This is a genomic window from Rubrimonas sp. (assembly GCF_036788415.1).
GTDB lineage: Bacteria > Pseudomonadota > Alphaproteobacteria > Rhodobacterales > Rhodobacteraceae > Rubrimonas.
Genome location: NZ_DAIQNN010000001.1, coordinates 123,659 through 150,194, shown reverse-complemented (window position 1 = coordinate 150,194; position 26,536 = coordinate 123,659). Strand labels below are relative to the sequence as shown.

Annotated in this window: 28 protein-coding genes; 15 read left to right on the top strand and 13 right to left on the bottom strand. The window is 72.7% G+C overall.

Features of this window, described 5'->3' with window-relative positions; all coding sequences use genetic code 11:
* Nucleotides 1–3 precede the first annotated feature (3 nt).
* Nucleotides 4–801, bottom strand: a complete 798-nt coding sequence (locus tag V7Q31_RS00705; protein WP_442976264.1) for an ABC transporter permease — start codon at nt 799–801, stop codon at nt 4–6.
* 118 nt (nt 802–919) lie between these two features.
* Nucleotides 920–1,876, bottom strand: coding sequence for an ABC transporter permease (locus V7Q31_RS00700; protein ID WP_333831735.1), 957 nt, complete (start codon nt 1,874–1,876; stop codon nt 920–922).
* Between the two features lie 263 nt (nt 1,877–2,139).
* Here V7Q31_RS00700 and V7Q31_RS00695 point away from each other — a divergent pair, with 263 nt between their 5' ends.
* The 9 genes from V7Q31_RS00695 to V7Q31_RS00655 all read left to right on the top strand — a co-directional run bounded on the left by V7Q31_RS00695 (nt 2,140) and on the right by V7Q31_RS00655 (nt 10,861).
* A complete protein-coding gene (locus V7Q31_RS00695) occupies nt 2,140–2,709 on the top strand; it encodes a YceI family protein (protein ID WP_333831734.1) in 570 nt (189 codons plus the stop codon).
* Nucleotides 2,710–2,768: 59 nt separating this feature from the next.
* On the top strand, nt 2,769–3,329 hold the full coding sequence (locus V7Q31_RS00690; RefSeq protein ID WP_333831733.1) for a YceI family protein: 561 nt from the start codon (nt 2,769–2,771) through the stop codon (nt 3,327–3,329).
* 19 nt (nt 3,330–3,348) lie between these two features.
* On the top strand, nt 3,349–3,915 hold the full coding sequence (locus V7Q31_RS00685; RefSeq protein ID WP_333831732.1) for a cytochrome b: 567 nt from the start codon (nt 3,349–3,351) through the stop codon (nt 3,913–3,915).
* 93 nt (nt 3,916–4,008) lie between these two features.
* A complete protein-coding gene (locus V7Q31_RS00680) occupies nt 4,009–4,878 on the top strand; it encodes a formate dehydrogenase accessory sulfurtransferase FdhD (RefSeq protein ID WP_333831731.1) in 870 nt (289 codons plus the stop codon).
* Nucleotides 4,871–5,491 carry a molybdenum cofactor guanylyltransferase MobA gene (gene mobA / locus V7Q31_RS00675; protein WP_333831730.1) on the top strand — a complete coding sequence of 207 codons (621 nt, stop codon included), beginning with the start codon at nt 4,871–4,873 and terminating at the stop codon, nt 5,489–5,491. The genes V7Q31_RS00680 and mobA overlap by 8 nt, the downstream gene beginning before the upstream one ends.
* Nucleotides 5,488–5,985: a molybdopterin-guanine dinucleotide biosynthesis protein B gene (gene mobB / locus V7Q31_RS00670; protein ID WP_333831729.1), complete on the top strand. Its 498-nt coding sequence runs from the start codon at nt 5,488–5,490 to the stop codon at nt 5,983–5,985. Before mobA ends, mobB begins: the two co-directional genes overlap by 4 nt.
* Nucleotides 5,982–8,168 (top strand): molybdopterin-binding protein, encoded by a 2,187-nt coding sequence (locus tag V7Q31_RS00665; RefSeq protein WP_333831728.1) that lies wholly within the window; start codon nt 5,982–5,984, stop codon nt 8,166–8,168. The genes mobB and V7Q31_RS00665 overlap by 4 nt, the downstream gene beginning before the upstream one ends.
* Nucleotides 8,165–9,352, top strand: a complete 1,188-nt coding sequence (locus tag V7Q31_RS00660) for an MFS transporter (RefSeq protein ID WP_333831727.1) — start codon at nt 8,165–8,167, stop codon at nt 9,350–9,352. The genes V7Q31_RS00665 and V7Q31_RS00660 overlap by 4 nt, the downstream gene beginning before the upstream one ends.
* Before the next feature lie 66 nt (nt 9,353–9,418).
* Complete coding sequence (locus V7Q31_RS00655) at nt 9,419–10,861, top strand: 4Fe-4S binding protein (protein WP_333831726.1); 1,443 nt, start codon at nt 9,419–9,421, stop codon at nt 10,859–10,861.
* Nucleotides 10,862–10,907: 46 nt separating this feature from the next.
* On the opposite strand, the gene V7Q31_RS00650 is transcribed toward V7Q31_RS00655, so the two are convergent.
* On the bottom strand, nt 10,908–12,152 hold the full coding sequence (locus V7Q31_RS00650) for a c-type cytochrome (RefSeq protein WP_333831725.1): 1,245 nt from the start codon (nt 12,150–12,152) through the stop codon (nt 10,908–10,910).
* Between the two features lie 244 nt (nt 12,153–12,396).
* Between V7Q31_RS00650 and V7Q31_RS00645 the strand changes: the two genes are divergently transcribed.
* Complete coding sequence (locus V7Q31_RS00645) at nt 12,397–13,248, top strand: prephenate dehydratase (RefSeq protein WP_333831724.1); 852 nt, start codon at nt 12,397–12,399, stop codon at nt 13,246–13,248.
* Nucleotides 13,249–13,270: 22 nt separating this feature from the next.
* Nucleotides 13,271–13,675: a (R)-mandelonitrile lyase gene (locus V7Q31_RS00640; protein ID WP_333831723.1), complete on the top strand. Its 405-nt coding sequence runs from the start codon at nt 13,271–13,273 to the stop codon at nt 13,673–13,675.
* Nucleotides 13,676–13,711: 36 nt separating this feature from the next.
* Here the strand turns inward: V7Q31_RS00640 and V7Q31_RS00635 are convergent, their stop codons facing one another.
* The 6 genes from V7Q31_RS00635 to V7Q31_RS00610 form a co-directional block, all read right to left on the bottom strand.
* Nucleotides 13,712–14,656: a ChuX/HutX family heme-like substrate-binding protein gene (locus V7Q31_RS00635; protein WP_333831722.1), complete on the bottom strand. Its 945-nt coding sequence runs from the start codon at nt 14,654–14,656 to the stop codon at nt 13,712–13,714.
* A 120-nt stretch (nt 14,657–14,776) separates the two neighbouring features.
* Nucleotides 14,777–15,268: a F0F1 ATP synthase subunit B family protein gene (locus V7Q31_RS00630; RefSeq protein ID WP_333831721.1), complete on the bottom strand. Its 492-nt coding sequence runs from the start codon at nt 15,266–15,268 to the stop codon at nt 14,777–14,779.
* Between the two features lie 9 nt (nt 15,269–15,277).
* Nucleotides 15,278–15,811, bottom strand: coding sequence for a F0F1 ATP synthase subunit B' (locus V7Q31_RS00625; RefSeq protein ID WP_333831720.1), 534 nt, complete (start codon nt 15,809–15,811; stop codon nt 15,278–15,280).
* 85 nt (nt 15,812–15,896) lie between these two features.
* Nucleotides 15,897–16,136 carry a F0F1 ATP synthase subunit C gene (locus V7Q31_RS00620; protein WP_093251991.1) on the bottom strand — a complete coding sequence of 80 codons (240 nt, stop codon included), beginning with the start codon at nt 16,134–16,136 and terminating at the stop codon, nt 15,897–15,899.
* Between the two features lie 50 nt (nt 16,137–16,186).
* Nucleotides 16,187–16,930 carry a F0F1 ATP synthase subunit A gene (locus V7Q31_RS00615; RefSeq protein WP_442976255.1) on the bottom strand — a complete coding sequence of 248 codons (744 nt, stop codon included), beginning with the start codon at nt 16,928–16,930 and terminating at the stop codon, nt 16,187–16,189.
* 3 nt (nt 16,931–16,933) lie between these two features.
* Entirely contained in the window at nt 16,934–17,287 is a 354-nt protein-coding gene (locus V7Q31_RS00610) for an AtpZ/AtpI family protein (protein ID WP_333831719.1), read from the bottom strand.
* 256 nt (nt 17,288–17,543) lie between these two features.
* Here V7Q31_RS00610 and V7Q31_RS00605 point away from each other — a divergent pair, with 256 nt between their 5' ends.
* The 3 genes from V7Q31_RS00605 to V7Q31_RS00595 are packed head-to-tail and all read left to right on the top strand — an operon-like array spanning nt 17,544 to nt 21,278.
* On the top strand, nt 17,544–18,284 hold the full coding sequence (locus V7Q31_RS00605) for a TVP38/TMEM64 family protein (protein ID WP_333831718.1): 741 nt from the start codon (nt 17,544–17,546) through the stop codon (nt 18,282–18,284).
* Nucleotides 18,281–19,708: a dihydrolipoyl dehydrogenase family protein gene (locus V7Q31_RS00600; RefSeq protein ID WP_333831717.1), complete on the top strand. Its 1,428-nt coding sequence runs from the start codon at nt 18,281–18,283 to the stop codon at nt 19,706–19,708. The genes V7Q31_RS00605 and V7Q31_RS00600 overlap by 4 nt, the downstream gene beginning before the upstream one ends.
* A 46-nt stretch (nt 19,709–19,754) precedes the next feature.
* A complete protein-coding gene (locus tag V7Q31_RS00595) occupies nt 19,755–21,278 on the top strand; it encodes a sensor histidine kinase (protein WP_333831716.1) in 1,524 nt (507 codons plus the stop codon).
* 140 nt (nt 21,279–21,418) lie between these two features.
* Here V7Q31_RS00595 and V7Q31_RS00590 read toward each other — a convergent pair whose 3' ends face one another.
* Nucleotides 21,419–22,309 carry a LysR family transcriptional regulator gene (locus V7Q31_RS00590; protein WP_333831715.1) on the bottom strand — a complete coding sequence of 297 codons (891 nt, stop codon included), beginning with the start codon at nt 22,307–22,309 and terminating at the stop codon, nt 21,419–21,421.
* 101 nt (nt 22,310–22,410) lie between these two features.
* Here V7Q31_RS00590 and V7Q31_RS00585 point away from each other — a divergent pair, with 101 nt between their 5' ends.
* Nucleotides 22,411–23,301 (top strand): hypothetical protein, encoded by an 891-nt coding sequence (locus V7Q31_RS00585; protein WP_333831714.1) that lies wholly within the window; start codon nt 22,411–22,413, stop codon nt 23,299–23,301.
* A 37-nt stretch (nt 23,302–23,338) separates the two neighbouring features.
* On the opposite strand, the gene V7Q31_RS00580 is transcribed toward V7Q31_RS00585, so the two are convergent.
* The 3 genes from V7Q31_RS00580 to V7Q31_RS00570 form a co-directional block, all read right to left on the bottom strand.
* Complete coding sequence (locus V7Q31_RS00580; RefSeq protein ID WP_333831713.1) at nt 23,339–23,806, bottom strand: DUF1499 domain-containing protein; 468 nt, start codon at nt 23,804–23,806, stop codon at nt 23,339–23,341.
* A gap of 2 nt (nt 23,807–23,808) precedes the next feature.
* A complete protein-coding gene (gene ispG, locus V7Q31_RS00575; protein ID WP_333831712.1) occupies nt 23,809–24,957 on the bottom strand; it encodes a flavodoxin-dependent (E)-4-hydroxy-3-methylbut-2-enyl-diphosphate synthase in 1,149 nt (382 codons plus the stop codon).
* An 81-nt stretch (nt 24,958–25,038) separates the two neighbouring features.
* Nucleotides 25,039–26,268, bottom strand: coding sequence for a RodZ domain-containing protein (locus V7Q31_RS00570; RefSeq protein WP_333831711.1), 1,230 nt, complete (start codon nt 26,266–26,268; stop codon nt 25,039–25,041).
* Nucleotides 26,269–26,536 lie beyond the last annotated feature (268 nt).

Below are 26,536 nucleotides of genomic sequence, written 5' to 3'. Positions count from 1 at the left end.
CGCTCAGCCCTCCAGCCCGGAGGACCGGCGCAGCAGCCAGTCCACCACGAAATTCACCGCCACCGTCAGCAGGGCGATGGCGCCGGCGGGGATCAGAGGGGTGATTTCGCCGAAGGAGATCAAGGTGGCGTTCTCGCGCACCATCGAGCCCCAGTCGGCGGTCGGCGGCTGGACGCCGATCCCGAGAAAGGACAGCCCGGCGATGGCGAGGAAGACGAAGCAGAAGCGCAGCCCGAACTCCGCCGCCAGCGGCGCCGCCGCGTTGGGCAGGATCTCGCGCGCCACCAGATGCCACGCGCTCTCGCCGCGCAGCCGCGCCGCCGCGACATAATCCGTCACCACGATCCCCCCCGCCACCGCCCGCGCGAGCCGGAACACCAGCGGCGCGTAAAGGAGCGCGATCACGAGGATCAGATTGGCCATGCCGGGGCCGAGAATCGTCAGCAGCAGCAGCGCGAAGACGAGTTGCGGGATCGACAGCAGAAGGTCCGCCAGCCGCCCGAGCCCCTGATCGACCCAGCCGCCGCGCAACGCCGCCGCGATCCCCAGCAGCGCCCCGACCGAAAAGGCGATGGCGGTGGTCAGCAGCGCGACGCCGACCGTGTTGCGCGCGCCGTAGATCAGCCGGCTGAACAGGTCGCGCCCGAGCTGGTCGCCGCCCAGCCGCATCCGCGCGTCGGGCGGGGCGTAGGCGGCGCCCACCACCTCCGCCTCGCCGAAGGGCGCGATGAGCGGCGCGAAGGCCGCAGTTGCGAGGTAGAGCGCCACGACCACCAGCCCGAAGGCCGCCGTGAGCGGCATAGCGGTCTCGCCGCCCCCGGCGCGGGCCGCGCCCCATCGCAACGCGAGCGCGAACGCCATCGCCGCGACGAACCCTCCGCCGAGCCAGAGGACGAGGCCGACGCTCACGCCGCGCCCTTCATCCGGGCCGCCTCAGCCGCGGATTCGACAGGATCGCGCCCAGATCGGCGAGGATGTTGAGCATGATGTAGGTCGCCGCGAAGATCAGGCAGCACGCCTGCACCACCGGAAAGTCGCGCTTGGACACGCTGTCCACCAGCAGTTGCCCAACCCCGGGATAGGCGAACACCACCTCCACCAGCACGACCCCCGTGATCAGATAGGCGAGGTTGAGCGCGACAACCGAGATGATCGGCGCCAGCGCGTTCGGCAGGGCGTGGCGCAGGATCACCCGCGCGGGCGAGGCCCCTTTCAGCCGCGCCATCTCGATATAGGGGCTCGCCAGCAGGTTCACGACCGCTGCGCGCGTCATCCGCATCATGTGCGCGGTGACCACCAGCGTGAGCGTCAGCGCCGGCAGCGTCGTGCGGTGCAGCCGCTCGAAGAATCCCATCTCGGGATTGACCGTGGCGATGGCGGGAAAGAGGGGCGTCTGCACCGCCAGCGCCAGCACGAGGATGTAGCCGAGGAAGAATTCCGGGCTCGAGATCGCCGTCAGCGTCGCGACATTGGCGACGCGGTCGAAGATCGTGTCGCGCCAGAGCGCCGCCATCAGCCCCAGCGCCAGCGCGAGCGGCGTGGCGATCGCAGCGGCGTAGAGCGCAAGGAACAGCGTATTGGCGAGCCTCGGCCCGATCTGCTCGGCGACGGCGCGGCCGTTGGTCAGCGAGACGCCGAACTCGCCCCGCAGCGCGCCGCCGAGCCAGTCGCCGTAGCGCTCCCAGGCCGGGCGGTCGAGGCCGAGCTTCACGCGCAGCGCCTGCGCCGTCTCCTCGGTCGCCGACCGTCCCAGCACCTGCTCGGCGAGATCGCCCGGCAACAGCTCGACGGCCCCGAAGATCAGCAGCGACACGGCCAGCAGCGTTCCAACCCCGAACGCGAGCCGGCGCGCCGCCAGTCCGAGCACGCCGCTCACGGCCGCGCGGCGCGACGCAGGCGCCGCCCCGCGGCGGCGGCGGACAGCGGCGCGACGCGGGGCGTCGCGCGGGGAAGGAGGGCGTCGAACATCCTTCCATGTTAACGGGTGGATGCGAGGCGACAAGCCGAGCCGAGGGGCGCGGCGCCGTCGCACGCCCCGTTACACCGGAAATGGAAACGATCTTTCCCTTACGTGCTTCTTTGTCGCCCCAACGGCATGAGTTATCTCTGGTCCATCTGATTTCCCCCAGGAGATGTCCCATGCGCCACAGTCTGATCGCCGCCGCCTTCGCCGCCGCTCTCGCCGCCCCCGCCTTCGCGGAGGGCTGGGAGCTCGACAAGAGCCACGCCCATGTGACCTTCACCGCCGACCATCTCGGCTTTTCGATGGTGCACGGCCAGTTCCGCGCCTTCGACATCGACGTCGCGCTGGACCCTGAGGATTTCTCCTCGGCCGAAGTGCGCATCGTGATCGACGCGTCGTCCATCGACACCGCCTGGGAGCCGCGCGACACGCATCTGCGCAACGCCGACTTCCTCGACGTCGCCAGCCACCCCGAGATCACCTTCGTCTCGACGCGCGTGACCCCCACGGGCGAGAACGCCTTCGAGATCACCGGCGACCTCACACTGCGCGGCGTGACCCGCGAGACGACCTTCGCGGCGACGATGAACAAGCTCGCCCCCTCGCCCTTCAACCCCGAGATCACCGTGGCGGGCTTCGCCGTGACCGGCGAGATCGTGCGCGCCGAGCACGGCATGAATTTCGCCAGCGGCGCGTTCGACGTGATCCCGGTCCGCGCCGATTTCGAGATCACCAGACAGCGCTGATCGCCCTACCTTGCTTCTGCGGCGGGCGGACTGCCCGTCGCCGGAGCGGAGGAACCCCGATGAGGCGGATCGCAGCGACGCTCGCCGCGCTGGCGCTGGGCGCTTCGGCGCAGGCCGGGCCGGTCGACTGGCGGCTCGACGGGGAGGCGTCCGAGATCGTCTTCGAATACGCGCTGAACGGCGAGACGCGGACCGGGCGCTTCGCCGAGGTCGAGGGCGAGGGCGTGTTCGACCCCGACGCGCCGGAAGCGGCGCGGATGGAAGTCCGCATCGCCGCGCGCGGGCTGAAGCTGGAGCACCCGGTCGAGACCGCCTTCGCGCAAGGCCCCGAATGGTTCGACGCGGCCAATCATCCGGCCGCGCGCTACCGTCTCGCGCGGCTGGAGGGGACGGAGGGAGACTGGACGGCGCTCGGCGATCTGACCATCAAGGGGTCGACGGTGATCATCCGCGCGCCGCTCGCCCTGACGCTGGGCGAGACGACCGCGACGGCGAGCGGCGCCCTGACCGTCAACCGGCGCGACTTCGACCTCGGGCTCGGCCTGTCGGACGTCGTGCTCGACATCGGCGACGCGGTGACCGTGCGCTTCGCGCTCGCGCTGCGCCCGGCGCCCGAGTAGTGACCGCGAGGAGGCGAGCATGAGCCTGCGCAACACCGATACCGGCTGGGGATGGCCCGCCCGCCTGCTGCACTGGGCGGTGGCGGCGATCATCCTGTTCCAGCTGGGCCTAGGTCTCTGGATGGCGAATTTCGTCGACGACCTCTACGCGCGCTTCGCGCTGACGCAGACCCACAAGAGCTGGGGCGCGCTGGTCTTCGGGCTGGCGGCGCTGCGGCTGGCGTGGCGGATGGCCAACCCCGTCGCCCCGGCCCCGCCGGAGGGTCCGCGCTGGGAGAAGGCGGCGGGGGTCGCCGCGCATTGGGCGCTCTACGCGCTGATGATCGCGCTCCCGGTCAGCGGCTGGCTGATGGCGTCGGCCTCGCCGCTTCAGGACATGTACGGCGTGCGCAACATGGTCTTCGGCCTGTTCGAGATGCCGGACCCCTTCGTCCCCGGCGATGCGGGGCTCGAAGCGGCGTTCCGCGCGATCCACACCGGCGGCGCGGCGGCGCTGACGCTTCTGCTGCTCGTCCACGCCGGCGCGGCGCTGCGCCACCATTTCGTGCTGCGCGACGCGGTGCTGCGGCGGATGATCCGGGGCTGACCCGCCCGACCGCGACGGCGGCGCGCGGGCGCGCCCGGTTGGCGCCGCCCGCACGGCATGCTCATATCGCGCGCCTTCCCAACCGAGCCGCGCATGACCGACTTCCTGATCGCCCCCGACCCCGCCGATCCGCGCCTCACGCGCCCCGTCACCGGGCGCGACCACATGGGCGCGGAGGTCGAGATCCGCGTGGTCGAGGAGCGCCCGCTGACGATCTTCCTCAACAGTCAGGAGATCGTCACCGCCATGACGATCGGCGACCATCCCGATCTGCTGGCCGTCGGCTATCTGCGCAACCAGAACATGCTGCGCGCCGATGACGAGCTGACCGGCGTCGACTATGATGACGAGTTGCAGACCGTGGTCGTGCGCACCGCACGCGCCACCAATTACGAGGCGAAGCTGAAGAAGAAGACCCGCACCTCGGGCTGCGCGGTCGGCACCGTGTTCGGCGACATGATGGAGGCGCTGGACGGCCTCGCCCTGCCGCAGGGCGAGGTGCGCGCCTCGGCCCTCTATGCGCTCGCGAAGAAGATCAACACCGCACCGAGCCTCTATCTGGAGGCCGGCGCGATCCATGGCTGCGTGCTCTGCGAAGGCGACCGCCCGCTCGTCTACATGGAGGATGTCGGCCGCCACAACGCGGTGGACAAGATCGCCGGCTGGGCGCTGATGAACCGCGTCCGAACCGCCGACAAGCTGATCTACACCACCGGTCGGCTGACCTCGGAGATGGTGATCAAGACGGCGATGATGGGCGTGCCGGCGCTCGCCTCGCGCTCGGGCTTCACGGCGTGGGGCGTCGAGATCGCGCGGCAGGTGGGGTTGACGCTGATCGGGCGGATGCGCGGCAAGCGCTTCGTCTGCCTGTCGGGGGCGGAGCGGCTGATCTGGGACGTCGACCCCGACAGCGTCGCCGAGGAAGACCCGAAGCACCGCCGCAAGAGCGCCGCCGATGACTGAGAAGCCCATCGGAGTGATCCTCGCGGGCGGGCTCGCCACGCGGATGGGCGGCGGCGACAAGTGCCTGATCGAGATCGCCGGGCGCAGCCTGCTCGCGCGCGTGATCGACCGGCTCGCCCCGCAATGCGACGGGCTGATCCTCAACGCCAATGGCGACCCGGCGCGCTTCTCGGCCTACGGCCTGCCGGTCGTCGCCGACGGGGTGACCGGTTACGCCGGCCCGCTGGCGGGCGTGCTCGCGGGGATGGAGGCGGCGGCGGCGCAGGGTGCGGACGCCATCGTCACCGCCGCGGGCGACACGCCGTTCTTTCCCGCCGACCTCGTCGCGCGCCTGCGCGAGGCGGCGGCGCGGGACGGAACTCCGCTCGCCTGCGCCGCCGCCCCCGACGACGCCGGAAAGCTCTGGGACCACCCGACTTTCGGCCTCTGGCCGACGGCGCTGGCCGGCGATCTGCGCGCGGCGCTGGACGGCGGGCTGCGCAAGATCCTGCACTGGACCGACGGCCATGGCTGCGCCCGCGCCGTGTTCGACGGCGGGCCGCCCGACCCGTTCTTCAACGTCAACACGCCTGAGGATCGCGCCGAGGCGGCGCGCATCGCGGAGCTCGCATGAACGTCTATGGCGTCGTCGGCTGGAAGAACGCCGGCAAGACCACGCTGATGGAGAAGCTGGTCGCGGAGATTTCCGGGCGCGGCCTGACCGTTTCCACCGTCAAGCACGCCCACCACGCCTTCGACATCGACCATGAGGGCAAGGACAGCTGGCGCCACCGCGCCGCCGGGGCGCGCGAGGTGCTGGTCTGCGCCTCCCAGCGCTGGGCGCTGATGAGCGAGCTGCGCGGCCTGCCCGAGCCGCCGCTGTCGGAGCTGCTGGCGCAGCTCTCGCCGGTCGATCTGGTGCTGGTCGAGGGCTACAAGCGCGACCGTCACGCCAAAGTCGAGGCGTGGCGCGCGGCGACCGGCGCGCCGCTGATCGCGCGCGAGGACCCCACGGTGCGCGCCGTCGCCTCCAACGACCCGGTCGAGGGCGTCGCCCTGCCGCTGCTGCCGCTCGACGACGCCGCCGCCATCGCCGACTTCATCCTGAGCGATCTCGGCCTGAGATGACGCGGCGCTTCGACCTGATCGCGACCGTCGACTGGTCGGCGCAGGCGACACCGTCGCCCAAACGCCCGACCGCCGACGCGATCTGGATCGGCCTCGCCCGCGGCGCCGAGATCGCGCCGCCGATCTACTGCCGCACCCGCGCCGAGGCGCTGCAACGGCTGGAGGACTTGCTGCGCGCGGAGCGCGACGCGGGCCGGCGGGCGCTCGCGGTTTTCGATTTCCCGTTCGGCTATCCCGAGGGCTTCGCCGAGGCGGTGACGGGTCGCCCAGAGGCGCTCGCGCTGTGGGAATGGCTGGCAGACGCGGTCGAGGACGCGCCGGACAACGCCAACAACCGCTTCGCCGTCGCCGAGCGGCTGAATGCGCTGACGCCCGGCGGCGGCCCGTTCTGGGGCCGCCCCGCGACGGCGAACCATCCCGGCGTGCCGGAGAAGAAGCCCCGCGACGCGGCCCTGCCCGAGTTGCGCCGCGTCGAGCGTCGCGCCTCGGGCGCGCAACCCTGCTGGAAGCTCTACACCACGGGCTCGGTCGGCAGTCAGGCGCTGCTCGGCATCGCGGGGCTCGCGCGGCTTCGGCGGCGGCTGGCGGGCGGCGTCGCGGTCTGGCCCTTCGAGACTGGCCTCGCCGCCTGCGACGCGCCCGTCGTGCTCGCCGAGACCTATTACGCCCTGATCGACGGCGTCGCCGCGCAGGCGCGCGCGGCGGACGAACCCAAGGACAGCGCGCAAGTCCGCACCGCGGCCGCCGCCTTCGCGCGGCTCGACGCAAGCGGGCGGCTCGCCGCGCTGTTCGGCGCGGCGGCGGAGCTCGACGAAGCCGAGCGCGCGGTCGTCGCGCGCGAGGAGGCGTGGATTTTCGGGGTCGGGCACGAGGACGCCCTGCGCGCGGCGGCGGCGGAGGCGGTCGGGGCTGCAAGGCCGGCGCCCGAGGCCCCGCCGATGCGCGACGACTGCTTCGCCCTGCCGCCGGGCGTCCATTGGACGCCGGTGGCCGAGGCGCTCGCCCATCTGCGCGGCGCGATGCGCCGCGTCGTCGACCCCGAGACCCTGCCGCTCGCGCAGGCCGACGGGCGCTTTCTCGCCGAAGCGCCCCGCGCCCGACGCGCCCATCCGCCGGCCCCCAATTCGGCGGTGGACGGCTATGCGCTGGCCCACGCCGCGCTGGGCGACGCGCCCGAGGCGCGGCTGAAGCTGATGGCGGGCCGCTCGGCTGCAGGCGCGCCCTATGACGGCGCCGTGCCTCCGGGGACCGCCCTGCGCATCCTGACCGGCGCGCTGATCCCCAAGGGCGCCGATTGCGTGGCGATGGACGAGGATGTGGGCCTCGGCGACGGCGAGATCGCGCTGCGCCGGGGGCTGAAAGCGGGCGCCAACATCCGCCCCGCCGGCGAGAACCTCGCGCTGGGCGCGCCCGCCGCGCCGACCGGGCGCCGCCTCGGCCCCGCCGACCTCGCCCAGATCGCGGCGGGCGGCGTCGGCGAGGTGAGGGCGTGGCGGCGGCTGCGCGTCGGCGTGCTCTCGACCGGCGACGAACTCGCCGATCCCGGCCTCGACGCGGCCATAGGGGCCGTGTTCGACAGCAACCGCCCGATGCTGCTGGCGCTTTTGGCGCGGCTGGGCTTCGCGCCGGTCGATCTCGGCGCCGCGCCCGACGACGCCGAGGCGGTGCGCGCGGCGCTCGGCGCGGGCGCCGCCGCCTGCGACGCGCTGCTGACCTCCGGCGGCGCCTCGGCGGGCGACGAGGACCATATGAGCCGGCTCCTGCGCGAGAGCGGCGCGCTGTCGGTGTGGCGGATCGCGATGAAGCCGGGCCGACCGCTCGCCATGGGCGTCTGGAGCGGCAAGCCGGTGTTCGGCCTGCCGGGCAACCCGGTCGCGGCCTTCGTCTGCGCTCTGATCTTCGCGCGCCCGGCGCTGAGCGTGATGGCGGGCGGCGACTGGCCCGAACCCCGCCCGCTGCTTCTGCCGGCGGCCTTCGCCAAGCGCAAGAAGGCCGGGCGAACGGAGTATCTGCGCGCCCGTCTGAACGATGCGGGCGCAGTCGAAGTCTTCCACTCCGAAGGCTCCGGGCTGATCGGGGGCCTGAGCTGGTCCGACGGGCTGGTCGAACTCGGCGACCTGGCGGTCGAGATCGCGCCGGGCGATCCGGTCGCCTTCCTGCCCTACGCGGCTTTCGGGTTGTGACCGCCTCTCCTGGCCTGCGCGGGCTGTTCGGCCCGGCGGGCCGGATGACCATGGCCTTCTATGTCGCGATCTTCTCGGCGCTCGGGGCGTGGCTGCCCTTCTGGCCGCTCTGGCTCGAGGATTGGGGGCTGAGCCAAGCGGAGATCGGGCTGTGGCTCGGCGTCGCGATCTTCGCGCGCATCGCCGCCGGCGTCGGGGCGCCGTGGCTCGCCGATCTTACGGGCCGCCGCCGCACGGCGCTGGCGCTGCTCAGCCTTGTGGGCGTGATCGCCTACGCCGCGCCCGGCTGGGTCGAGACCCGAGCGGCGCTCTTCGCGCTGACCCTGCTGGGGGCGGTCGCGCTGTCGGGGACGATCCCGCTCGGCGACGCGCTGGCGACGGCTGCGGGCCGGCGGCACGGCTTCGCCTATGCGCCGGCGCGGGCGGTGGGGTCGGCGGCGTTTCTGGCGGCGAACCTGCTCTGCGGCTGGGCGATCGCGCGCTGGGGGATCGACGCGGCGCAATGGTGGATCGTCGCGAGCCTCGCCGCGCTTGCGGCGGTCTCGCTCGCCCATCCCGGCGGGGCGCGCGACACGGCCGATCCGCGGCTCGACTTCGCCGCCGCCCTCCGTCTCGCCCGCTCCACGCCCTTCCTGCTCGCGGCGCTGGCGAGCGCGGCGCTTCAGGCCGCCCACGGGCCGCTCTACGCCTATGGCTCGGTGCATTGGCGCGCGCAGGGGATCGACGCGGAGCTGATCGGCGCGCTGTGGGCGATCGGCGTGGCGGCGGAGGTCGCGCTGATGCTCGCCTTCGGCGCGGCGCTGACGGAGCGGCTGGGCGTGGCCGGGGCCTTCGCGCTCGCCGGCGCGGCGGGGCTGGCCCGCTGGAGCGCGATGGCCTTCGACCCCGCTCTGGCGTGGCTCTGGCCGCTCCAGATCGGCCATGCGCTGACGTTCGCGCCGGCGCATCTGGCGATGGTGGCCTTCGTCGCCAAAGCCGCGCCGCCCGGCGCCTCCGCGACCGCGCAGGGGCTGATCGGCGCAGGCGCGGGCGGGCTGGCGATGGCGGCGGCGACGCTCGGCGCGGCGGCGGCGTTTCCCGCGTTCGGCGGCGGGGTCTACTGGATCGGCGCCGCGCTCTCGGCGCTGGGGCTCGGGGCGGCCTGGGCGCTGGCGCGGCGCTGGGATGGCGGGCGCGCGGCGTAAGGGCGCAAGGCGGGCGCGGCGGCGCTGTGGTTTGGTGGCGTGCGGAAACACTTGCGAGAGCTGGCAATGCCCCCGACGCCCGACGCACGCTGCCCCGCCCGGCTGACGCCCGTCCGCGACGGCGACGCCCCGCTCGGCGGGGTGCTCTACCGCGCCGAGGACCGCGTTCTGGTGCTCGCCGACGGGCCGGAGGGGCTGGAGGTCGCCCGCCTTCTCGGCCCCGACCGCGAGGCGACGCTGGTCGCGCCCGGGCTGGACGGGGGCGACGCCGAAGCGGTGCGCCGCATTCCCGGCCGGGTCGCCGGGCTGAAGGGCTGGCTCGGCGCGTTTCTGGCGCATGTGGCGCGCGACGCGGACTCGCATCCGGTCGCCCACCCCGCCGACGTGGTGATCGACCTTCAGGCCGCGCCCGCCATCGCCGCCGCGATCCCGCCTCTGGGCTATCTGCGCGCCCGCCCCGAGGACGCCGAGGCGGTCGCAGCGCAGGCGCGCGCGCTGAAGGGGACGTTCCACAAGCCGAAATACTTCGCCTATGACGCGTCGATCTGCGCGCATGACGTGGGCGGCGCGCGCGCCTGTTCGCGCTGCCTCGACGTCTGCGACGCCGAGGCGATCCGCTCCGAGGGCGGGCGCATCCTCGTCGAGCCGACTTTGTGTCAGGGCTGCGCCACCTGCGCGCTCGCCTGCCCGACCGGCGCGCTGAGCGTCGCCGACCCGAGCCGCGCCGCCCTGCTCGACCGCGTGGCGCAGGCCGGCGCCGGCCCGCTCCGCGTCGGCCCCGGCGGCGACCTCGCGCTCACTTCCGCCGCGCAGCTGGGCGAGGAGCTGTGGTTCGCGGCGCTGGCGCAGGGCGCAGCGGGCGTTTCTCTTGGGCTCGGCCCCGACGCGCCGCCGCGCCAGCGGGCGACGCTGCAGGCGCGGGCCGCGGCGGCCTCGATCATCGCCGAGGCGTTCGGGCTCGGCGCCGCGGCGGTGGCGCTCGACGCCGAAGCGACTGCCGCCCCGCGAGCCGGCCCGCCCCTCGCCGCCGCCGGCAAGCGCGCGCTGCTCCAGACAGCGCTGTCGCAGCTCGAACCCGAGGGCTTCGAAGGCGTCGCCCTGCCCGGCGGCGCGACGCTGGGCGCCATCGCCGTCGATGCGGAAAGCTGCATCCTCTGCGGCGTCTGCGCGAAAGTCTGCCCGACCGGCGCGGTCCGCTACGCCGAAGCCGAGCGCGCGACGCTCGATTTCGCCGAAGGGCTCTGCATCCAGTGCGGCGCCTGCGCGCGGAACTGCCCGAAGGATGCGATCGCCCTCGTCCCCGGCCTGTCGCCGGCTTCGCTGCGGGAGGATTGGCGCGAGGTCAACTCCGGCGCGATGGCGCGCTGCGTCGAGACCGGCGCGCCGTTCATCTCGCAGGCCATGCTCGACGAAATCCTGCGCCGCGCGCGCGAAGGCGGCTTCCTCACCCCCGCATTCGAAGCGCAGATGCGCCGTGCGCCGGAGGCGCGCGGCAAGTCCGGCGGCTGAGCGCCCCGCCGCGCAGAACGCGATGGCGGGGCGCAAGTCCGTTCCGTCAGGGCGCCGGGAGCGGTTCCGGCGACCCGTCGACTTCGTTGAGATAGGCGATCACAGCCGCGCGCTCCTCGGCCTTCTTCAGCCCGGCGAAGGACATCTTGTTGCCGGGCATGTAGCTCTTGGGATCGGCGAGGTAGCCGTCGAGCTGGGCGTAGGTCCATGCGCCGCCGAACCCGCCCATCGCGTCGGAATAGCTGAACCCCGCCGCCGTCCCGACGTCGCGCCCGATCACGCCCCAGAGCGACGGGCCGACCGCGTTCTGCCCCTCGCCAAGGCGGTGGCAGGACTGGCACTTGCGGAAGACCTTCTTGCCCTCCTCGGGGTCGGCGGCGGCGAGCAGCGCCGCGAAATCGGCGTCGAGCCCGACCATCAGCGCGCCGGCGCTCGCATCCGCGGCCGCTTCGGCGGGAGCTTCGGCGACAGCTTCGGCGGGCGCCTCTTCGGAAGCAGGCTCCACGGCGGCGACCTCGATCTCCTCGGCGGGCGGCGTCTGCTCATCGGCGGGCGCTTCGGCGGCGACCTCGGCGGGCGCGTCGGCGACGGCCTCAGCCGAAGCTTCCTCCGTTTCGGTCTGCGCCTCGGCGGCTGCCGCATCCTCCGCAGCATCGTCCGTCGGCGCCTCGGTCACCTCGGTCTCCTCCGCCGCTGCGTCCTCAGCCGCTGCGTCCCCAGCCGGCGTCTCGGCGGCCTCCTCAGCCGGCGCCTGCTCGGCTGCCGGAAGCGGCTCGGGCGAGCCGTCGGCCTCGTTGAGATAGACCAGCACGGCGGCGCGGTCTTCGGGTTTCTTCAACCCGGCGTAGCTCATCGAGGTGCCCGGCGCGTAACCCTTGGGGTTGGCGATGAAGGCGTCGATCTCCTCGAAGGTCCAGACGTCCACCACTTCTGCGAGCTTGCCGGAATAGCGGAAACCCTCGACCGACTGCGCCTCGCGCCCGATCACGCCCCACAGATGCGGACCCACCCCATTCGCGCCGTCCTGCACCTTGTGACAGGCCGCGCACTGCCGGAAGACCTTCTCGCCCTCGGCGGGGTCGGCGGCGGCGAGCAGCGTCGGCAGGTCGACCTCCGGCTCCGGCTCGGCCTCGGCGACGGCGGCCGCCGGCTCGGGGACGTCGACGGCGTAGCCGGCGGTGCGCGGCGGCTTCACCTCGTAGATGCTCTCCGCGAAAAAGCCCATCAGCAGGAACATCAGCAGCGCGCCGACGCCGGCTCCGAAGAGCTTGTTCATCTCGAAACTGTTCATGATCGAGCAGACCTCTTCCCTGACGCGCCCCCGCTCGCGTCGGGGGTCATGGTTCGGCGCGCCGCAGCCGCCGCAATGTTGTCCCGGCGCCGCCGGCGCCTGCCGTTTCGCATGCGCAGCGCGCGCCCGCGCATCGCGCGCCCACGCATCGCGATATGGCCTTTCCGGCTCTGGCGGCAACCCGTATACACCGCGTCCGATCGTCAGGATGCGGCCGTGCGCGCCGTGTAGCCGGAGAGCGCCCATGCCGCAAGACGCCGCCCGCCGCATCGCATTTCAGGGCGAACTCGGGGCCTATTCGCACCAGGCCTGCCGCGAGGTGTTCCCCGAGATGGAGCCCCTGCCCTGCCCCACCTTCGAGGAGGCGATCGCGAAGGTGAAGGGCGGCGAGGCGCGGCTGGCGATGCTGCCGGTCGAGAACTCGCTCTACGGCCGCGTCGCCGACATCCACCACCTGCTGCCCGAGAGCGGCCTGTACATCATCGGCGAGCATTTCGTGCCGATCCGGCTCCAGCTGCTCGGCGTCCCCGGCGCGGCGCTCGACCACATCCGCGAAGCGCAGAGCCACACCGTCGCGCTCGGCCAGTGCCGCCGCTTCCTCAAGGACCGCGCCATCAGGCCCGTCATCGGGGCCGACACGGCGGGCTCCGCCGCGCTGGTCGCCGAGGCGAAGAACCCCGAGCGCGCCGCCATCGCCTCGCGGCTCGCCGGCGAGATCCACGGTCTCGCCGTGCTGGCTGAAGACATCGAGGACGCCGCCCACAACACGACGCGCTTCCTCGTGATGAGCCGCCAGAAGATCGAGGCCGACCCGCAGGGCGGACTTGCGATGACGACGTTCGTCTTTCAGGTGCGCAACGTGCCCGCGGCGCTCTACAAGGCGATGGGCGGCTTCGCGACCAACGGCGTCAACATGACCAAGCTCGAGAGCTACATGACCGACGGCTCCTTCACCGCCACGCAGTTCTACGCCGACATCGAGGGCCACCCGGAGACCGAGCCGGTGCGACTGGCGCTCGAGGAGCTCGGCTTTTTCACCAACCATCTGAAAGTGCTTGGCGTCTATCCCGCCTCGCCTTTCCGCGGCCGCGACTGACGCGGCCGACAGGAGCGCCCCCATGGAGATCTTCCCCCCCGCCGCCCGCCCCAGCCGCCGCGCGAGCGCAGAGTATTTCACCGGAACGGTCTGGCAGGACGTGGTGATCGAGGCGCCGGCGCCCGCGCGGGTCCGCGCGCTGCGCGTCGCCTTCGAGCCGGGCGCGCGCACCAACTGGCACACCCACCCGCTCGGCCAGACGCTGCACGTTCTCTCCGGGGTCGGGCGCGTCCAGAAGGCGGGCGAGCCGGTGCGCGAAATCCACCCCGGCGACACGGTGTGGATCGCGCCGGGCGAGAAGCATTGGCACGGCGCGGCCCCCGAGATCGGCATGGTCCATCTCGCCATTCAGGAAGCCGACGGCGGCGCGACGGCGGACTGGCTGGAGCCGGTCGCCGACGCGGACTACCTCGCGCCTCCGGTCTGAGCGCGGCCAGTCCGAGCGGTTCGAGGCCGAGAGCCGTCAGACGCCGGGCAACGCGTCCGCCAGCGTCCGCCACCCCGCAGCCGACGGCCCCGCCTCGGTCGCGGCGTCGGCCATGACGCAGAACAGCGCGCCGCCCGCGTCGCGGAATTCCACGCGCTCGGTCCCGTCCTCCGCGCGCGCGAGGCGCGCCGCCGCGATCCGGTCCCAGCGCATGTGCAGATTCACATGCGGGTCGAGCACGTTGAGCCAGGCGCCGGTGGTCTTGATCGTCTCCACCCGCCCTCTGAAGCGCTGCAGGCACCCAGAACTGCCCACTTCGAGGCGTATTGGAAGCCCCGCCTGCGCCGCCCCCTCCAGCAGCGCGCGCGCCGCGCCGCGCCCGAGCGTCCGCAACGTCTCGCCATTCTCGGGATCGGCGGGCGCGGGGCTCGGCGCATCGAAGGTTCGGGGCGGAGCGTCGGGGTCGGACCAATCGGCGATCAGCGCCTCGAACCCGGCGGCGTCGGTCTCCTGCGCGCAATAGACCTTGTGGACGGCATCGCCCGAGGCGTCGAAGAACTGGATCGAGCGATGGTCGCCATGCGGCGTGCGCTCGGCCATCGCATAGGCCGCCCGCCACCGCCGCCAGTCGATCCGCATCCCGAGCGCCCCGTCCAGCACCGCGACGCCCTCCGCTTCGCGCGGTTCGGCGTAGGCGTCGGTGATCTCGATGACGCAATGGGCGTTCCGCGTCAGCCCCATCGCAGCGCCCAGCCCCGCCAGCCGCGCGAACAGCCGCGCATAGCCGCTCGCCGCGTCAGGGCCGCGGAGGGCGACGGCGGCGGGGGAGGCGCGGCGCGCCTCGGTCAGCGCGCCCTCGGAGACGCCGAGCGCCTCGGCGGCGTCGCGGGCGTGCATCGGCGCGGCGAGACGGGACTGGAGGACCTCGAACTGCGCGAGCAGGTCGTGGTCTGGGGAAGAACTGCGGAGAGAAGCGGTCATCTGCGCGTCCGGCTTGGGGAAACGCCCGCACCATGCCGGCCCCGCCCCGCGCAGTCGAGAGCGCGCCGCGCCGCAGGAGGGCGACCTCGCCCGCGCCCGGCGGCGCCGGCGCGGCTGCGGTCAGTGCAGCTTACGCCCGATCTCGGCGATGGCGGCGTCGACGCGCGCATTCGCGGCGGCATCGGTCATCGAGGCGGCGATCACGTCGGCGGCGGCGGCGGAGGCGACGTCGACGGCGCGGTCCTTCACCGCGCGCACGGCGGCGGTCTCGGCGGCGGCGATCTGGTCCTTCGCCGACTTCACCCGGCGCTCGATCGAGACGGCGAGCGCCTTGCGCGCCTCCTCGGCGGCGATCTGCGCGTCTTCCTTGGCGCGGGCGACGATGGCGGCGGCGGTTTCCTCGACGTCGCGCTGCTTGCGCTCGTAGCTCGCGAGAAGGCTCTGCGCCTCCTCGCGCAGGCGCGTCGCCTCTTCGAGCTCGAAGCGGATGCGATCGGCGCGCGCGTCGAGCGACTTGAAGATCATGTTGTGGACGCCGTAGCGCCACAGCACGAGAAAGAAGCCCAGGAAGGCGAGCGCGACGACGAGGTAGGTGTCGTAAAGAATGGCCATGTTCGCCCCTCAGCCCTGCATGCGCGCGGCGACCGCCGCCTTGACCGCCTCGGGCGCCGCGGCGCCGGGAGCCATCGCCTCGACGAGCGCTGCGGCGGTCTCGGAGGCGACCTCCTCGATGTCGCGCAGGGCGCTGGCGCGGATCTCGGCGATGCGCGCCTCGCCTTCCGCGGCTTGAGCCGCGATCTCGGCGTCGGCCTTGGCGATGGCCTTGTCGACGTCGGCCTGGATTTCGGCGCGCGCCTTGGCGGCGATCTCGCCGGCGCGGGCGCGGGCCTCGGCGAGCGCGGCCTCGTAGGCCCGCTCGGCGTCGGCGGCCCGGCGCTTGAGTTCGCCGGCGCGGTCGAGATCGTCCTCGATGGCGTCGTGCCGCTCCTCGATCACGCCCGCGATGCGCGGCAGCGCGACCTTGCTGAGGATGTAGTAGAGCGCGACCAACGCCACCAGCAACCAGAAGATCTGGCTGGGGAAGGTGTTGAAATCGAGCTGCGGCATGCCGCTCGCAGCGGCGTCGGCGCCGTGGCCGCCGGCTTCAGTCGCCATCACGCTCTCCCGGGATCGTCACGGGCCGCGCCTGCGCGCGACCCAACTCCGTCGGCAGGCTCCGGATGGAGCCGGGCCGCCAGCCTCAGACGGCGAACAGAAGCAGCATCGCGACGACGAGGCCGAAAATGCCGAGCGCTTCGGCGAAGGCCATGCCGATGAAGAGCGTCGCGGTCTGCTCCTTGGCGGCGGCCGGGTTGCGCAGGGCGCCGGCGAGGAAGTTGCCGGCGACATGGCCCACGCCGATGCCGGCGCCGGCCATCGCGAGGCACGCCAGACCCGCGCCGATGTACTTGCCGAGGGCGGCCGCTGCTTCGAGTTCCATGGGAGGCTCCTTGAGGTTGAAAGACTGGAGATGCGCGCGCCGACCCGCGGTCAGTGCATGTGCAGCGCGTCGTTGAGATACACGCAGGTCAGGATCGTGAAGACATAGGCCTGGATGGCCGCGACCATGAACTCGAAGCCGACCAGCCCCACCATCACCGCGAAGGGCACGACGCCGGCGAGCCCGAGCGGCCCGACGAAGCCGGCGAACACCTTCAGCACCGCGTGGCCCGCGAGCATGTTCGCGCCGAGACGGATCGAATGGCTGATCGGGCGGACGAAATAGGAGATCAGCTCGATGATCATCAGCACCGGGCGCAGCGCCGGCGGCGCCTCCTTGGGCCAGAAGAAGCCGAGGAACCCGACGCCATGCTTGAGGAAGCCGATCACCGTCACGGTCACGAACACGATCAGGGCCAGCACCCCCGTCACCGCGATGTGGCTGGTCACCGTGAACGAATAGGGGATCATGCCCATCAGGTTCGAAAAGAACACGAAGATGAACAGGGTGAAGATGTACGGGAAGTATTTAAGCCCCTCTTCGCCGGCGATGTCGACGACCATCTGGCGCACGAAGCCGTAGATCATCTCGGCGACGGACTGCATGCGCGAGGGCACGAGCGCGCGCGAGCGCACGCCGCCGATCAGCAGCAGAGACACCGCGCCGATGATGATCGCCATCCACAGCGTCGAATTGGTGATGGTGAAGAGCCCCATGTCGCCGCCGAAAAGCGGCTTCACCAGAAACTGGCTCATGGGGTCGATGTGCATCTCGCCGGGTTCGCTCGAAGCCACCTGTCAGTCCTTCGCTTCGGGGCCGCGCGCGGCCGTCGTCTCGCCACCGTCTCGCATCGCGTCGCGCCGTTGCAACTCCGCAGCCGAGCGCATCATCGTGCGCACGCCCGCGGCGAAGCCCAGCCCCCCGAAGATCAGGAGGAACAGCGGCAACGTGCCCGCCAGCCCATCCAGACCCCAGCCGATCGCCGCGCCGAGCAGGACGCCGACCACGAGTTCGAGAACCATCCGCCACGCCATCGACGCGGCGGTGAATTTCTCGGCCCCCGGCGTGCGCTTCGGCTTCCTGGACTCGCGCAGCGCGGCGATCCGCGCGTCGAGGTCCCGCAGCCGGGCGTCGTGCTCGTCGGTGGGCATGGCCTCTCCCGCGCCCGACCGGCGCGCCGTTCGGGACGGGCGGACATTACGGAGGGGCGGGCGCCCCGTCAACCCGGCCTTCGCGCCTGCGTCAAAAGCGGCGCGCGACCTCCAGGCCTCTGTTTCGAAATGCTTTTCCGGCGCGCCGCCGGGACCGCCCGCCGCCCTCGCCCCGGTCCGAGAGGGATTGCCCGCTGGCGCGGCGGGGCGCGTCTGCTACATGCTGTCGCGCATCCCTTGCGGAGACGTCGCCCGAATGCCCGACCGATCCACCTCGCCGAGCGCAGCGCCGGCGCCGGAGGGCGCCGCCGACCGCCTGCGCCGCTTCGCGCCGCTCGCGCTGATCGCGCTCGGAGCGGCGCTCGGCGCGTGGGCCTTCGGCGACCGGCTGAGCTTCGAGGCGCTGGAGGCCAACCGCGCCGCCCTGCTGGACTGGCGCGACGCCGGCCCCGTGCGCGCGGCGGCGATCTACATGGCCGTCTATGTCGCGATGGTCGCCTTTTCGATCCCCGGCGCGATCTGGCTGACGCTGGCGGGCGGGTTCCTGTTCGGGACATGGGTGGCGGCGGGGCTGATCGTCGTCGCGGCGACGGTCGGGGCGGCGCTGATCTTCCTGGCGGCGCGCTCGGGCTTCGGCGACCTTCTGCGCAAGCGCGCCGAGGGCTGGCTCGCGCGGCTCGAGCGGGGCGTGCGCGACAACGAGGTGAGCTTCATGCTGACGCTGCGGCTGGTCCCCGCAGTGCCCTTCTTCATCGCCAATCTCGCGCCGGCGTTCCTCGGCGTGCGCTTTCGCACCTATCTCTGGACGACGCTGGTCGGCATCGCGCCGGCGACGGCGATCTACGCCTCGGTCGGGGCCGGGCTGGGCGAGGTGTTCGCGCGCGGCGAGCGGCCCGATCTCGGCGTGATCTTCTCGCCGCCGGTGCTGCTTCCGCTGCTGGGGCTCGCGGCGCTGGCGGCGGCGCCGGCGCTCTACAAGGCGGTGCGGGGGCGATGAGCGGCGCTGCGCTCACGCCCGATCTGTGCGTGATAGGCGCGGGGGCCGGGGGGCTGTCGGTCGCGTCGGGGGCGGCGCAGCTCGGCGTTTCGGTCGTGCTCGTCGAAGGCGGCGAGATGGGCGGCGACTGCCTCAATTCGGGCTGCGTGCCGTCCAAGGCGCTGCTGGCGGCGGCGGCGGTCGCGCATGGCCGCGGCGACGGCGCGGGGTTCGGCGTCGGACCTGAGCGCGCGCAGATCGACGCGGCGCGGGTGCGGGCGCATGTGCGCGAGGTGATCGCAGGCATCGCGCCGCACGATTCGCAGGAGCGCTTCGAAGGGCTCGGCGTCCATGTGATCCGCGACTGGGCGCGCTTCGCCGACCCCCGCACCATCGTCGCGGGCGCGGCGACCGTCCGCCCGCGCCGCATCGTGCTGGCGACGGGCGGCGCGCCCGCGATCCCGCCTATTCCCGGCCTGCCCGAGACGCCGCATCTGACCAACGAGACGCTGTTCGAGCTGCCCGGCCTGCCCGCCTCGCTGATCGTGCTCGGCGGCGGGCCGATCGGGATGGAGATGGCGCAGGCTCACGCCCGCCTCGGCGTCCGGGTGACGCTGCTCGAAGCCGCGCGCGCGCTCGGGCGCGAGGACGAGGAGGCCGCCGCGCTCGTCGTCGCCCGGCTGCGCGCCGAAGGGGTCGACCTGCGCGAGGGCGCGCGCGTCGCCTCGGTCGCGCCCTGCGCCGCCGGAGTCGCCGCGACGCTGGAGGCCGGCGCGCGGATCGAGGCGGAGCGGCTGCTGGTCGCGACGGGCCGCCGCCCCGCGCTCGACCGGCTCGACCCGGCGGCGGGCGGGGTCGAAGTCGGGCCGCAGGGGGTGATCGTGGATCGCGGCCTGCGCTCGGTGAGCAACCGCCGCGTCTACGCCATCGGCGACGCGGCCGGGCCCCCGCAGTTCACCCATCGCGCCGGCCATCACGCGGGCCTCGTCATCCGCTCGGCCCTGTTCCGCCTGCCGGTGCGCGCGCGCGAGGACCACATCCCCCGGGTCACCTTCACCGACCCGCCGCTCGCCCAGATCGGGCTGACCGAGGCGGAGGCGCGCGCGACCCATGGCGCGGCGATGTCCGTGGCGCGAGCCGACTACGCCGGAAACGACCGCGCGCGCGCGATGCGGGCCGGCGAGGGATTCGCGAAGGCCGTGATCGGGCGGCGCGGGCGGATTCTGGGGGCCACGGTGGTCGGAGCGCAGGCGGACGAGCTGATCCAGCCCTGGGCGCTGGCGATGTCCGCGGGGCTGAAGATCGGCGCCGTCGCGGGAATGGTCGCGCCCTATCCGACGCTGGGCGAGGTCAACAAGCGCGCGGCGTCGGCCCATTTCGCGCCGCGGCTCTTCGAGAGCACGACGATTCGCGCGATGGTTCAACTTCTTGCAAAGCTCGGCTGAGCGGCGTTAACGTTTTCGCGCGGTTGGCGCGGGGGAGTGCGAGGCCATGAAACGCAGCCTTTCGGGACGGCTGCTTCTCGTAACGCTGGCCACCGGGCTGGCCATGAGCACGCTCATCCTCGCGCCCGCCATGGCGGTCTACCGGCAAGACGTGCTCACCGAACGCCTGAGGCTCGCGCAACTCGCCAGCCTCGCCATCCTCGCGACCCCCGAAGGCATGCTCGACGACCGGCTGGAGCGCGAATTGCTGCGCCGCGCCGGGGCGGCGAGCGTGGTGCTGCGTCGCGACGGCGCGCGCGCGCTGGTGCTCAGCGCCGTCACCCCGCGCGAGGTGGACGCGACCTACGATCTGCGCGCGCCCGGCTGGGCGGCCCTGCTGACCGACGCCGCGCGCCTCGCCGTCGACCCCACGCCGCGCCATGTCCGCGTCATCGGTCGGCCCTATCGCGACGGCGTCGACGAAGTCGAGATCACGATGGACGAAGCGCCGATGCGCGCGGCCATGCTCGAACAGGGCGGGCGGCTGCTGATCGCGGCGCTCGCCATCTCGCTCACCACGGCGGCGCTGCTCTATCTTCTGGTGCAGCGCCTGCTGGTGACCCCGATGCGGCGGCTGACGCGCAACATGGCGCGGTTTCGCGACGCGCCCGAGGACCCCTCGCGCATCGTCCGCCCGTCGAGCCGCGTCGCCGAGATCGCCGTGGCGGAGCAGGCGCTCGCGCAGATGCAGACCGACGTGCTGCAGTCGCTGCGCGAGCGGGCGCGGCTCGCCGCCCTCGGCGCCGCCGTCGCCAAGATCAGCCACGATCTGCGCAACATCCTGTCCAGCGCGCTGCTCAGCGCCGACCGGATGGAGGCGAGCCGCGACCCGGCCCTCAGCCGGGCGGCGGCGAAGCTGGTGAGCGCGCTCGACCGCGCGGTGAAGCTCTGCGAATCGACCCTGCGCTACGGGCGCGCGGAGGAAGCCCCGCCCGAGCCGCGCGCCGTTAGCCTGCGCGCGCTGATCGACGAGGTGATCGAACAGGTCTCCCCGGACGGCGCGCCGCCGATGGTCAACGCCACGCCGCCGGACCTCTTCGCCGCCGCCGACCCTGACCATCTGCACCGCATCCTCGCCAATCTCGCCCGCAACGCGCGGGAGGCGCTTCTGGGGGCCGAGCGCGGCGGGGCCGTGCGCTTCGTCGCGCGCGCGGCGCCCGAGCGGGACGGGCTGGTCGAGATCGACGTCGAAGACGACGGGCCGGGGCTGCCGGTCCAGGCGGTCGAGAACCTGTTCCAGCCGTTTCGCGGCGGCGCGCGCAAGGGCGGCTTCGGCCTTGGCCTGCCCATCGCGCAGGAGCTGGCGCAGATGCAGGGCGGAACGCTGGCCCTCATCCGCTCCACTTCGGAGGGAACCTGTTTCCGCCTCACCCTGCCGGCCCCTGAAGCCGAACCGCTGCGGCGGTCGGCGGCGCCCCGCGCGCGCCCGGTGCTGGTCGCCCATGCGGGCTTCGCCGCGCCGCGAAAAAAAATGGCCGAGCGCGAGCCCGGCCAAGTCCAACAGGGAGGTGAGGGAACCAAGCCACAGTGATGCGGTTCGGCACGCCTCGACATCCGAAATAGGCCCGAACGCGCGGTCCCGCAACTTGTTCGAAGGTCCAAGGAGCTTTTGCATCGCAGCATTGTCCTGCGCGCATGGCTTCGGCGGCACGGCCGAGGCGCTGCGGCGCCTCAACTCATGCGCCGCTTGAACGCCTCGACTTCCCGGGTCACGAAGTCGCGGAACGCCTCCACCCGCCGCGACCGCCGCAACTCCTCCGGATAGGCGAAGAAGACCGTGAAGGACGGGCTGCTGACATCGGGGGCGACCACCAGCAATTCCGGATGATCCACAGCGAGATAGTCGGGCAGAACGGCGATGCCGACGCCCTGTATTGCCGCCTTCATCATCGCGAAGTAGTTGTTCATGAGCAAGGTCGGGCGATGCGCGCCCTGAAGCTGGGCGTTGAGCCAATAGCCGACCGGCGTCGGCTGCTGCGCGTTCGGGCTGTAGCCGACCAGCCGATGACCCGCGAGATCGGACGCGCTCGTCGGCGCGCCACGCGCCGCGACATAGGCGGCCGAGGCGTAGAGACGCATCGTCACGTCGAAGAGCGGGCGGCGGATCAGCTCGGCCTGTTGCGGCTCGCGCATCCGGATCGCCACATCCGCCTCCCGCATCGGCAGATCGAGCACGTTCTCGGTCATCAACAGATCGACGGAGACGTCGGGATAGGCGTCGAAGAAGCGCGCGAGGCGCGGCGTCAGCCACATCGCGCCGAAGCCGACCGTGGTCGTCACCCGCAACTCGCCGAAAACCTCGTCCTTGCTGTCGCGGATGCGCGCGCCGGCGGCGGCGAGACGCGCTGTCATCTCGCGCGTCGCCTCGAACAGCAACTCGCCCTGCTCGGTCAGGATCAGCCCGCGCGCGTGCCGGTGAAACAGGGTCGCGCCGAGGCTCTCCTCCAGCCCGCGGATCTGGCGGCTGACGGCGGACTGGCTCAGGCGCAGCGTCTCGCCGGCATGGGTCAGGCTGCCGACCTCCGCCACCGCGTGAAACACCCGCAACTTGTCCCAGTCCATCGCGCCCTCCCCGGCTGCGGCGCAACTCTAGGGAATTGCGCGCGCCCGCGCTATGACGCAACGAGAACCCCGACGGCGGATCAACAGGCGGACCCGGATCGATGACGCAGCCCAGGCGCGAGGCGCCCTCCACCACGAGCCTCCGGCGCCGCGCCGCCGGGGCGGTTCGCGCGCTCCTCATCGGCGCGCTGCTGGCCCCCGCGGCGGCGCTGGCGCAATTCGCAGGCGACTGGCGCGGCCTCGGCGCCGCCGACGGCATGCGCATGCGCATCGACGGCGGCGGCGACGCGCTGCGCGGCCGCTTCACCGACGTCGACGGCGCGGTCCGCGAATTCCGCGCCACGCGCGCCGGCGACGTCGCCGAGGCGGAAGTGCCGGTCGAGGGCGGGCGGGTCTTCCTGCGCATCCGCCCGCGCGGCGCGGGGCTGGAAGTCGCGCTGGTCCCGCTCGCCGACGACGGGACGCTCGACGCGGGCGCCGCCCGCGCGCTCGCCTTCGTGCCGGCGGGAACCCGCGTCCCCGACAGCCCGCGCTGGTACATGCCGCCGCCCGCGAGCCCGCCGCGCGCCATCGACCCCATGGGCTTCGCCGCGAGCTACGCCTTCTGGGAGCCCGACGCCGTCGCCTGGGGCTACGCCGCCCTCGCGCCGCGCTACCGCACGGTGATGCGGCTGTTTCCGCTGGTGCAGGCCGATCTGCTCTGGAAGCTCTGCGCGGCGTCGCAGCGCCCCGCGGCGCTCGGCGAGGCGTTGCGCGGCCAGGGCGTGACCTGCGCGGATGTGGCGAACGCGGTGGAGGCGATGCAGCGCGCCGGCAAGTTCGAGCGCTACAAGGACGCGGTCGCCCGCGAGCACGGCGTGCTGATGCGCACGCTCGACTGCGCCGACGACGCCACCCGCACCCGCCGCGATTGCGCCGACGCCGCCGCCGAAACGGCCAAGCGCGCGACGTCGATGGAGACAGTCGCGACCGCGCTCGCGCGGCTGCGCTGAGCGCGTCGCGGTCAGGCGCGGGGCGCGCCTCCGGGCTTCACGGCAAAGCCGCCATCCACCGCTCCAGCCGCGCGCGGTTGACGCCGAGATCGCTGTGGCCGTAGCGCGAGCGCGACCAGATCGCGAGCGCCGAACGCCCCTCGCCGAGGTCCACCGCGCGCACCGACACATAGTCGGGGAACCCCATCAGCGCGCTGCGCTGGACATAGGTCGCGAAGCCCTCCGCCGGGTCGCCTGCGAGCCGGCGCGCCCGCGGCTCGGCCAGCGCGACCGCATCCAGCCGCGCCATCAACTCCGCCGGCGCCATCTCGAAGACCGGGCTCTCCAGATCGCCCGACGCGCCCGCAGGCGCGACGCGCGCCTCGTTCGGCTTGCCAGTGGACATGCCGGCCAGCGGGTCGACATGCCAGATCGCGACGTCGTCCGGCGCGGCCCGGAACCAGATCGCGCCGGCGGCGGTCGCCGCCGCCAGCAGCGCGAGCGCCCAGAGCAGGAGCTTGACCACGCCTACTCCGCCGCCTGCGTGCGGGGCGCTTCGCCGTGCCCATGCGGCGCGACGGCGCCCGACTCGATCTGCTCGGCGCGCTTCTCGACGAGTTCGACGATGTGGTCGATCATCTGAGCGTTGGTCATCTTGTGGGCCTGCTTGCCCGCCAGATAGACCATCCCCGCCCCCGCGCCGCCGCCCGTGAAGCCGACATCGGTCATCAGCGCCTCGCCCGGCCCGTTCACGACGCAGCCGATGATCGACAGGCTCATCGGCGTCTTCACATGCTCGAGCCGCTTCTCGAGGATCTCGACGGTGCGGATCACGTCGAAGCCCTGCCGCGCGCAGGAGGGGCAGGAGATGATGTTGACGCCGCGATGGCGCAGGCCGAGCGACTTCAGGATTTCGAAGCCGACGCGCACCTCTTCGACGGGGTCCGCCGACAGCGAGACGCGGATCGTGTCGCCCACGCCCATCCACAACAGATTGCCCAGCCCGATCGCGGATTTCACCGTGCCGGCGTTCAGGCTGCCCGACTCGGTCACCCCCAGATGCAGCGGGTGGTCGCACGCATCCGCGAGCGCCTGATAGGCGGCGGCGGTCAGGAACACGTCGGAGGCCTTCACGCTGATCTTGAATTCGTGAAAGTCGTTGTCCTGCAGGATTTTGGCGTGCTCCAGCGCGCTTTCGACCATCGCCTCGGGGCAGGGCTCGGCGTATTTGTCGAGCAGGTGCTGCTCGAGGCTGCCGGCGTTCACCCCGATGCGCATCGAGCAGCCATGGTCGCGGGCGGCCTTGATGACCTCGCGCACGCGGGCCGCGTCGCCGATGTTGCCGGGGTTGATCCGCAGGCAGGCGGCGCCCGCCTCGGCCGCCTCGATGGCGCGCTTGTAGTGGAAATGGATGTCCGCGACGATCGGGACCGGACTTTCGCGCACGATCTCCGCCAGCGCCGCCGTCGACTCGCGGTCAGGGCAGGAGACGCGGACGATGTCGGCGCCGGCCTCGGCGCAGGCGAGCACCTGCGCGATGGTGGCTTTCGCGTCATGGGTCAGCGTGTTGGTCATCGTCTGCACGGTGATCGGCGCGTCGCCGCCGACCGCAACCTTGCCGACCATGATCTTGCGGCTCTTGCGGCGATGGATGTCGCGCCACGGACGAATGCTCATCTCGCGCCCCTCAGGCTGATTGCGCCTCAGGAGATATCGCAGCGAAGGCCGCCCGTCGATGATGCGATGGGGCGCAGGGCGCTATTGGGCGACGGCGCTCGCGCTGCGGACGGGGCCGCCGGCGGACGGGCCGCGCGGGACCGGCGCGAAGGCCGCCTTCACCGCCTCCGGCGCCAGCGAGAGGTTGGAGACGACCGCGCCGGAGCGGCCGACCGGGCCGAAGCGCACGCCGTCGATCTCGACGAACACGCCCCCTGCATTGCCCGCGCGCAAGGTCAGGCCCTCGGTGCGGACGGGCGCCCGCCAGGCCTGCCCGGCCGGCATCAGCCCTTCATGAAGCACGGCGCCGGAGGCGTCTCGGACGCGCACCCACGCCTCCTCGGCGAAGACGAGCGACAGGCCGCGCGTCTCGGGCGAAAGTCCGGCCTCCGCCGCGACGATCTCCGCCTCGGGCGCGCCGGCGACGACCTCAGCATCCGCAGCGAGCGCCGCCGCGTCGGGTTGGGCGTCGCTCTCGACATCGGCCTCCGCAGTTGCCTCCACCTCGGGCGGCGGCGCATAGACGCCGGCGCGGGCGGGGTCGAGCGCCGCGATCGGACCGTCGCGCAAGGCCAGCCGGGGCGGGTCGCGCTCCTGATCGGCGTAGAGCCGCGCCAGCGCCTCGGCGTCGATGGCGGGCGCCGCTCCAACTCCTCCGCGCGCGAGCCCCGCCTGCGCGATCCGCGCCCCGCCGAGATCCGGCGCCTCGGCGAGCGCCGCAGGCGGTTGCGAAATCGGCGCGAAATCGACTCGCTGGATGTTCTGCAAGAGCGCCCAGCCGCCATAGCCGAGCCCGCCGATCAGGGCCGCGAGCACGGCGAGCGAGCCCAGACCGCGCAGCGTCGAGCCGAAATCGACGCTCATGCTCTCGGCCCGCGACGCCGCGGCGAGCCGCGAGCCGGCGATCACCGCGTCCAAATCGTCGCGCCGCCCTGCGACCGTCCCCGGCGCCTTCGCGCCGGTCGCGCGGCGCCCGGACGGCGCGGCGGCGGAGGGGGCGAAACCGGACTCGGCGCAGAAGCGCTCGAGAACCACGTCCTCGTCCATGCCGAGATAGCGCGCATAGGCGCGGACATAGCCGCTGACGAAGCCCTTGTAGGGAATGCCGTCGGGGTCGCAATTCTCGATGGCGTCGATGTGGGCGGCGCGAATTCGCAGGTCGCGCTGAACGTCGAGCAGGGATTTGCCAAGCGACGCGCGCTCGCCGCGCATTTCGTCGCCGAGCGTCACCCGATACGAATCATATCCCCGCAACCCGACGGTGTCGGCCATCGCCATGCTCGCCTGCGCTCTGAGCTCTTGCGTCTCTCTTAACCGCGACCGGTCGCGCTGTCATCCTGGTCGGGCTGCCTCTGGTGGTCACATTACGCCATACGACGCGATTCGTCGGCGCTTCTTTTGATGCCCGCCAAGGATTTTTTTTTCCTTTCCGCGCAAGCGGAGGTTGCAAAGCGCCGCGAGTCAGCTCCGCGCGCGCGCCATCCGCTGGAGAAGCGACGGCGGGCGACTATCTGCGCGGCAGGTCGCGCGGAGCGGCTGC

Excerpts from the sequence above, each read along its gene's own strand:
- V7Q31_RS00705 (WP_442976264.1), bottom strand. The coding sequence starts at position 801 with ATGCCGCTCACGGCGGCCTTCGGGCTGGTGGTCGTGGCGCTCTACCTC.
- V7Q31_RS00695 (WP_333831734.1), top strand. The coding sequence starts at position 2,140 with ATGCGCCACAGTCTGATCGCCGCCGCCTTCGCCGCCGCTCTCGCCGCC.
- V7Q31_RS00690 (WP_333831733.1), top strand. The coding sequence starts at position 2,769 with ATGAGGCGGATCGCAGCGACGCTCGCCGCGCTGGCGCTGGGCGCTTCG.
- V7Q31_RS00685 (WP_333831732.1), top strand. The coding sequence starts at position 3,349 with ATGAGCCTGCGCAACACCGATACCGGCTGGGGATGGCCCGCCCGCCTG.
- V7Q31_RS00680 (WP_333831731.1), top strand. The coding sequence starts at position 4,009 with ATGACCGACTTCCTGATCGCCCCCGACCCCGCCGATCCGCGCCTCACG.
- mobA (WP_333831730.1), top strand. The coding sequence starts at position 4,871 with ATGACTGAGAAGCCCATCGGAGTGATCCTCGCGGGCGGGCTCGCCACG.
- mobB (WP_333831729.1), top strand. The coding sequence starts at position 5,488 with ATGAACGTCTATGGCGTCGTCGGCTGGAAGAACGCCGGCAAGACCACG.
- V7Q31_RS00665 (WP_333831728.1), top strand. The coding sequence starts at position 5,982 with ATGACGCGGCGCTTCGACCTGATCGCGACCGTCGACTGGTCGGCGCAG.
- V7Q31_RS00655 (WP_333831726.1), top strand. The coding sequence starts at position 9,419 with ATGCCCCCGACGCCCGACGCACGCTGCCCCGCCCGGCTGACGCCCGTC.
- V7Q31_RS00650 (WP_333831725.1), bottom strand. The coding sequence starts at position 12,152 with ATGAACAGTTTCGAGATGAACAAGCTCTTCGGAGCCGGCGTCGGCGCG.
- V7Q31_RS00645 (WP_333831724.1), top strand. The coding sequence starts at position 12,397 with ATGCCGCAAGACGCCGCCCGCCGCATCGCATTTCAGGGCGAACTCGGG.
- V7Q31_RS00640 (WP_333831723.1), top strand. The coding sequence starts at position 13,271 with ATGGAGATCTTCCCCCCCGCCGCCCGCCCCAGCCGCCGCGCGAGCGCA.
- V7Q31_RS00635 (WP_333831722.1), bottom strand. The coding sequence starts at position 14,656 with ATGACCGCTTCTCTCCGCAGTTCTTCCCCAGACCACGACCTGCTCGCG.
- V7Q31_RS00630 (WP_333831721.1), bottom strand. The coding sequence starts at position 15,268 with ATGGCCATTCTTTACGACACCTACCTCGTCGTCGCGCTCGCCTTCCTG.
- V7Q31_RS00625 (WP_333831720.1), bottom strand. The coding sequence starts at position 15,811 with ATGGCGACTGAAGCCGGCGGCCACGGCGCCGACGCCGCTGCGAGCGGC.
- V7Q31_RS00620 (WP_093251991.1), bottom strand. The coding sequence starts at position 16,136 with ATGGAACTCGAAGCAGCGGCCGCCCTCGGCAAGTACATCGGCGCGGGT.
- V7Q31_RS00610 (WP_333831719.1), bottom strand. The coding sequence starts at position 17,287 with ATGCCCACCGACGAGCACGACGCCCGGCTGCGGGACCTCGACGCGCGG.
- V7Q31_RS00605 (WP_333831718.1), top strand. The coding sequence starts at position 17,544 with ATGCCCGACCGATCCACCTCGCCGAGCGCAGCGCCGGCGCCGGAGGGC.
- V7Q31_RS00600 (WP_333831717.1), top strand. The coding sequence starts at position 18,281 with ATGAGCGGCGCTGCGCTCACGCCCGATCTGTGCGTGATAGGCGCGGGG.
- V7Q31_RS00595 (WP_333831716.1), top strand. The coding sequence starts at position 19,755 with ATGAAACGCAGCCTTTCGGGACGGCTGCTTCTCGTAACGCTGGCCACC.
- V7Q31_RS00590 (WP_333831715.1), bottom strand. The coding sequence starts at position 22,309 with ATGGACTGGGACAAGTTGCGGGTGTTTCACGCGGTGGCGGAGGTCGGC.
- V7Q31_RS00585 (WP_333831714.1), top strand. The coding sequence starts at position 22,411 with ATGACGCAGCCCAGGCGCGAGGCGCCCTCCACCACGAGCCTCCGGCGC.
- ispG (WP_333831712.1), bottom strand. The coding sequence starts at position 24,957 with ATGAGCATTCGTCCGTGGCGCGACATCCATCGCCGCAAGAGCCGCAAG.
- V7Q31_RS00570 (WP_333831711.1), bottom strand. The coding sequence starts at position 26,268 with ATGGCCGACACCGTCGGGTTGCGGGGATATGATTCGTATCGGGTGACG.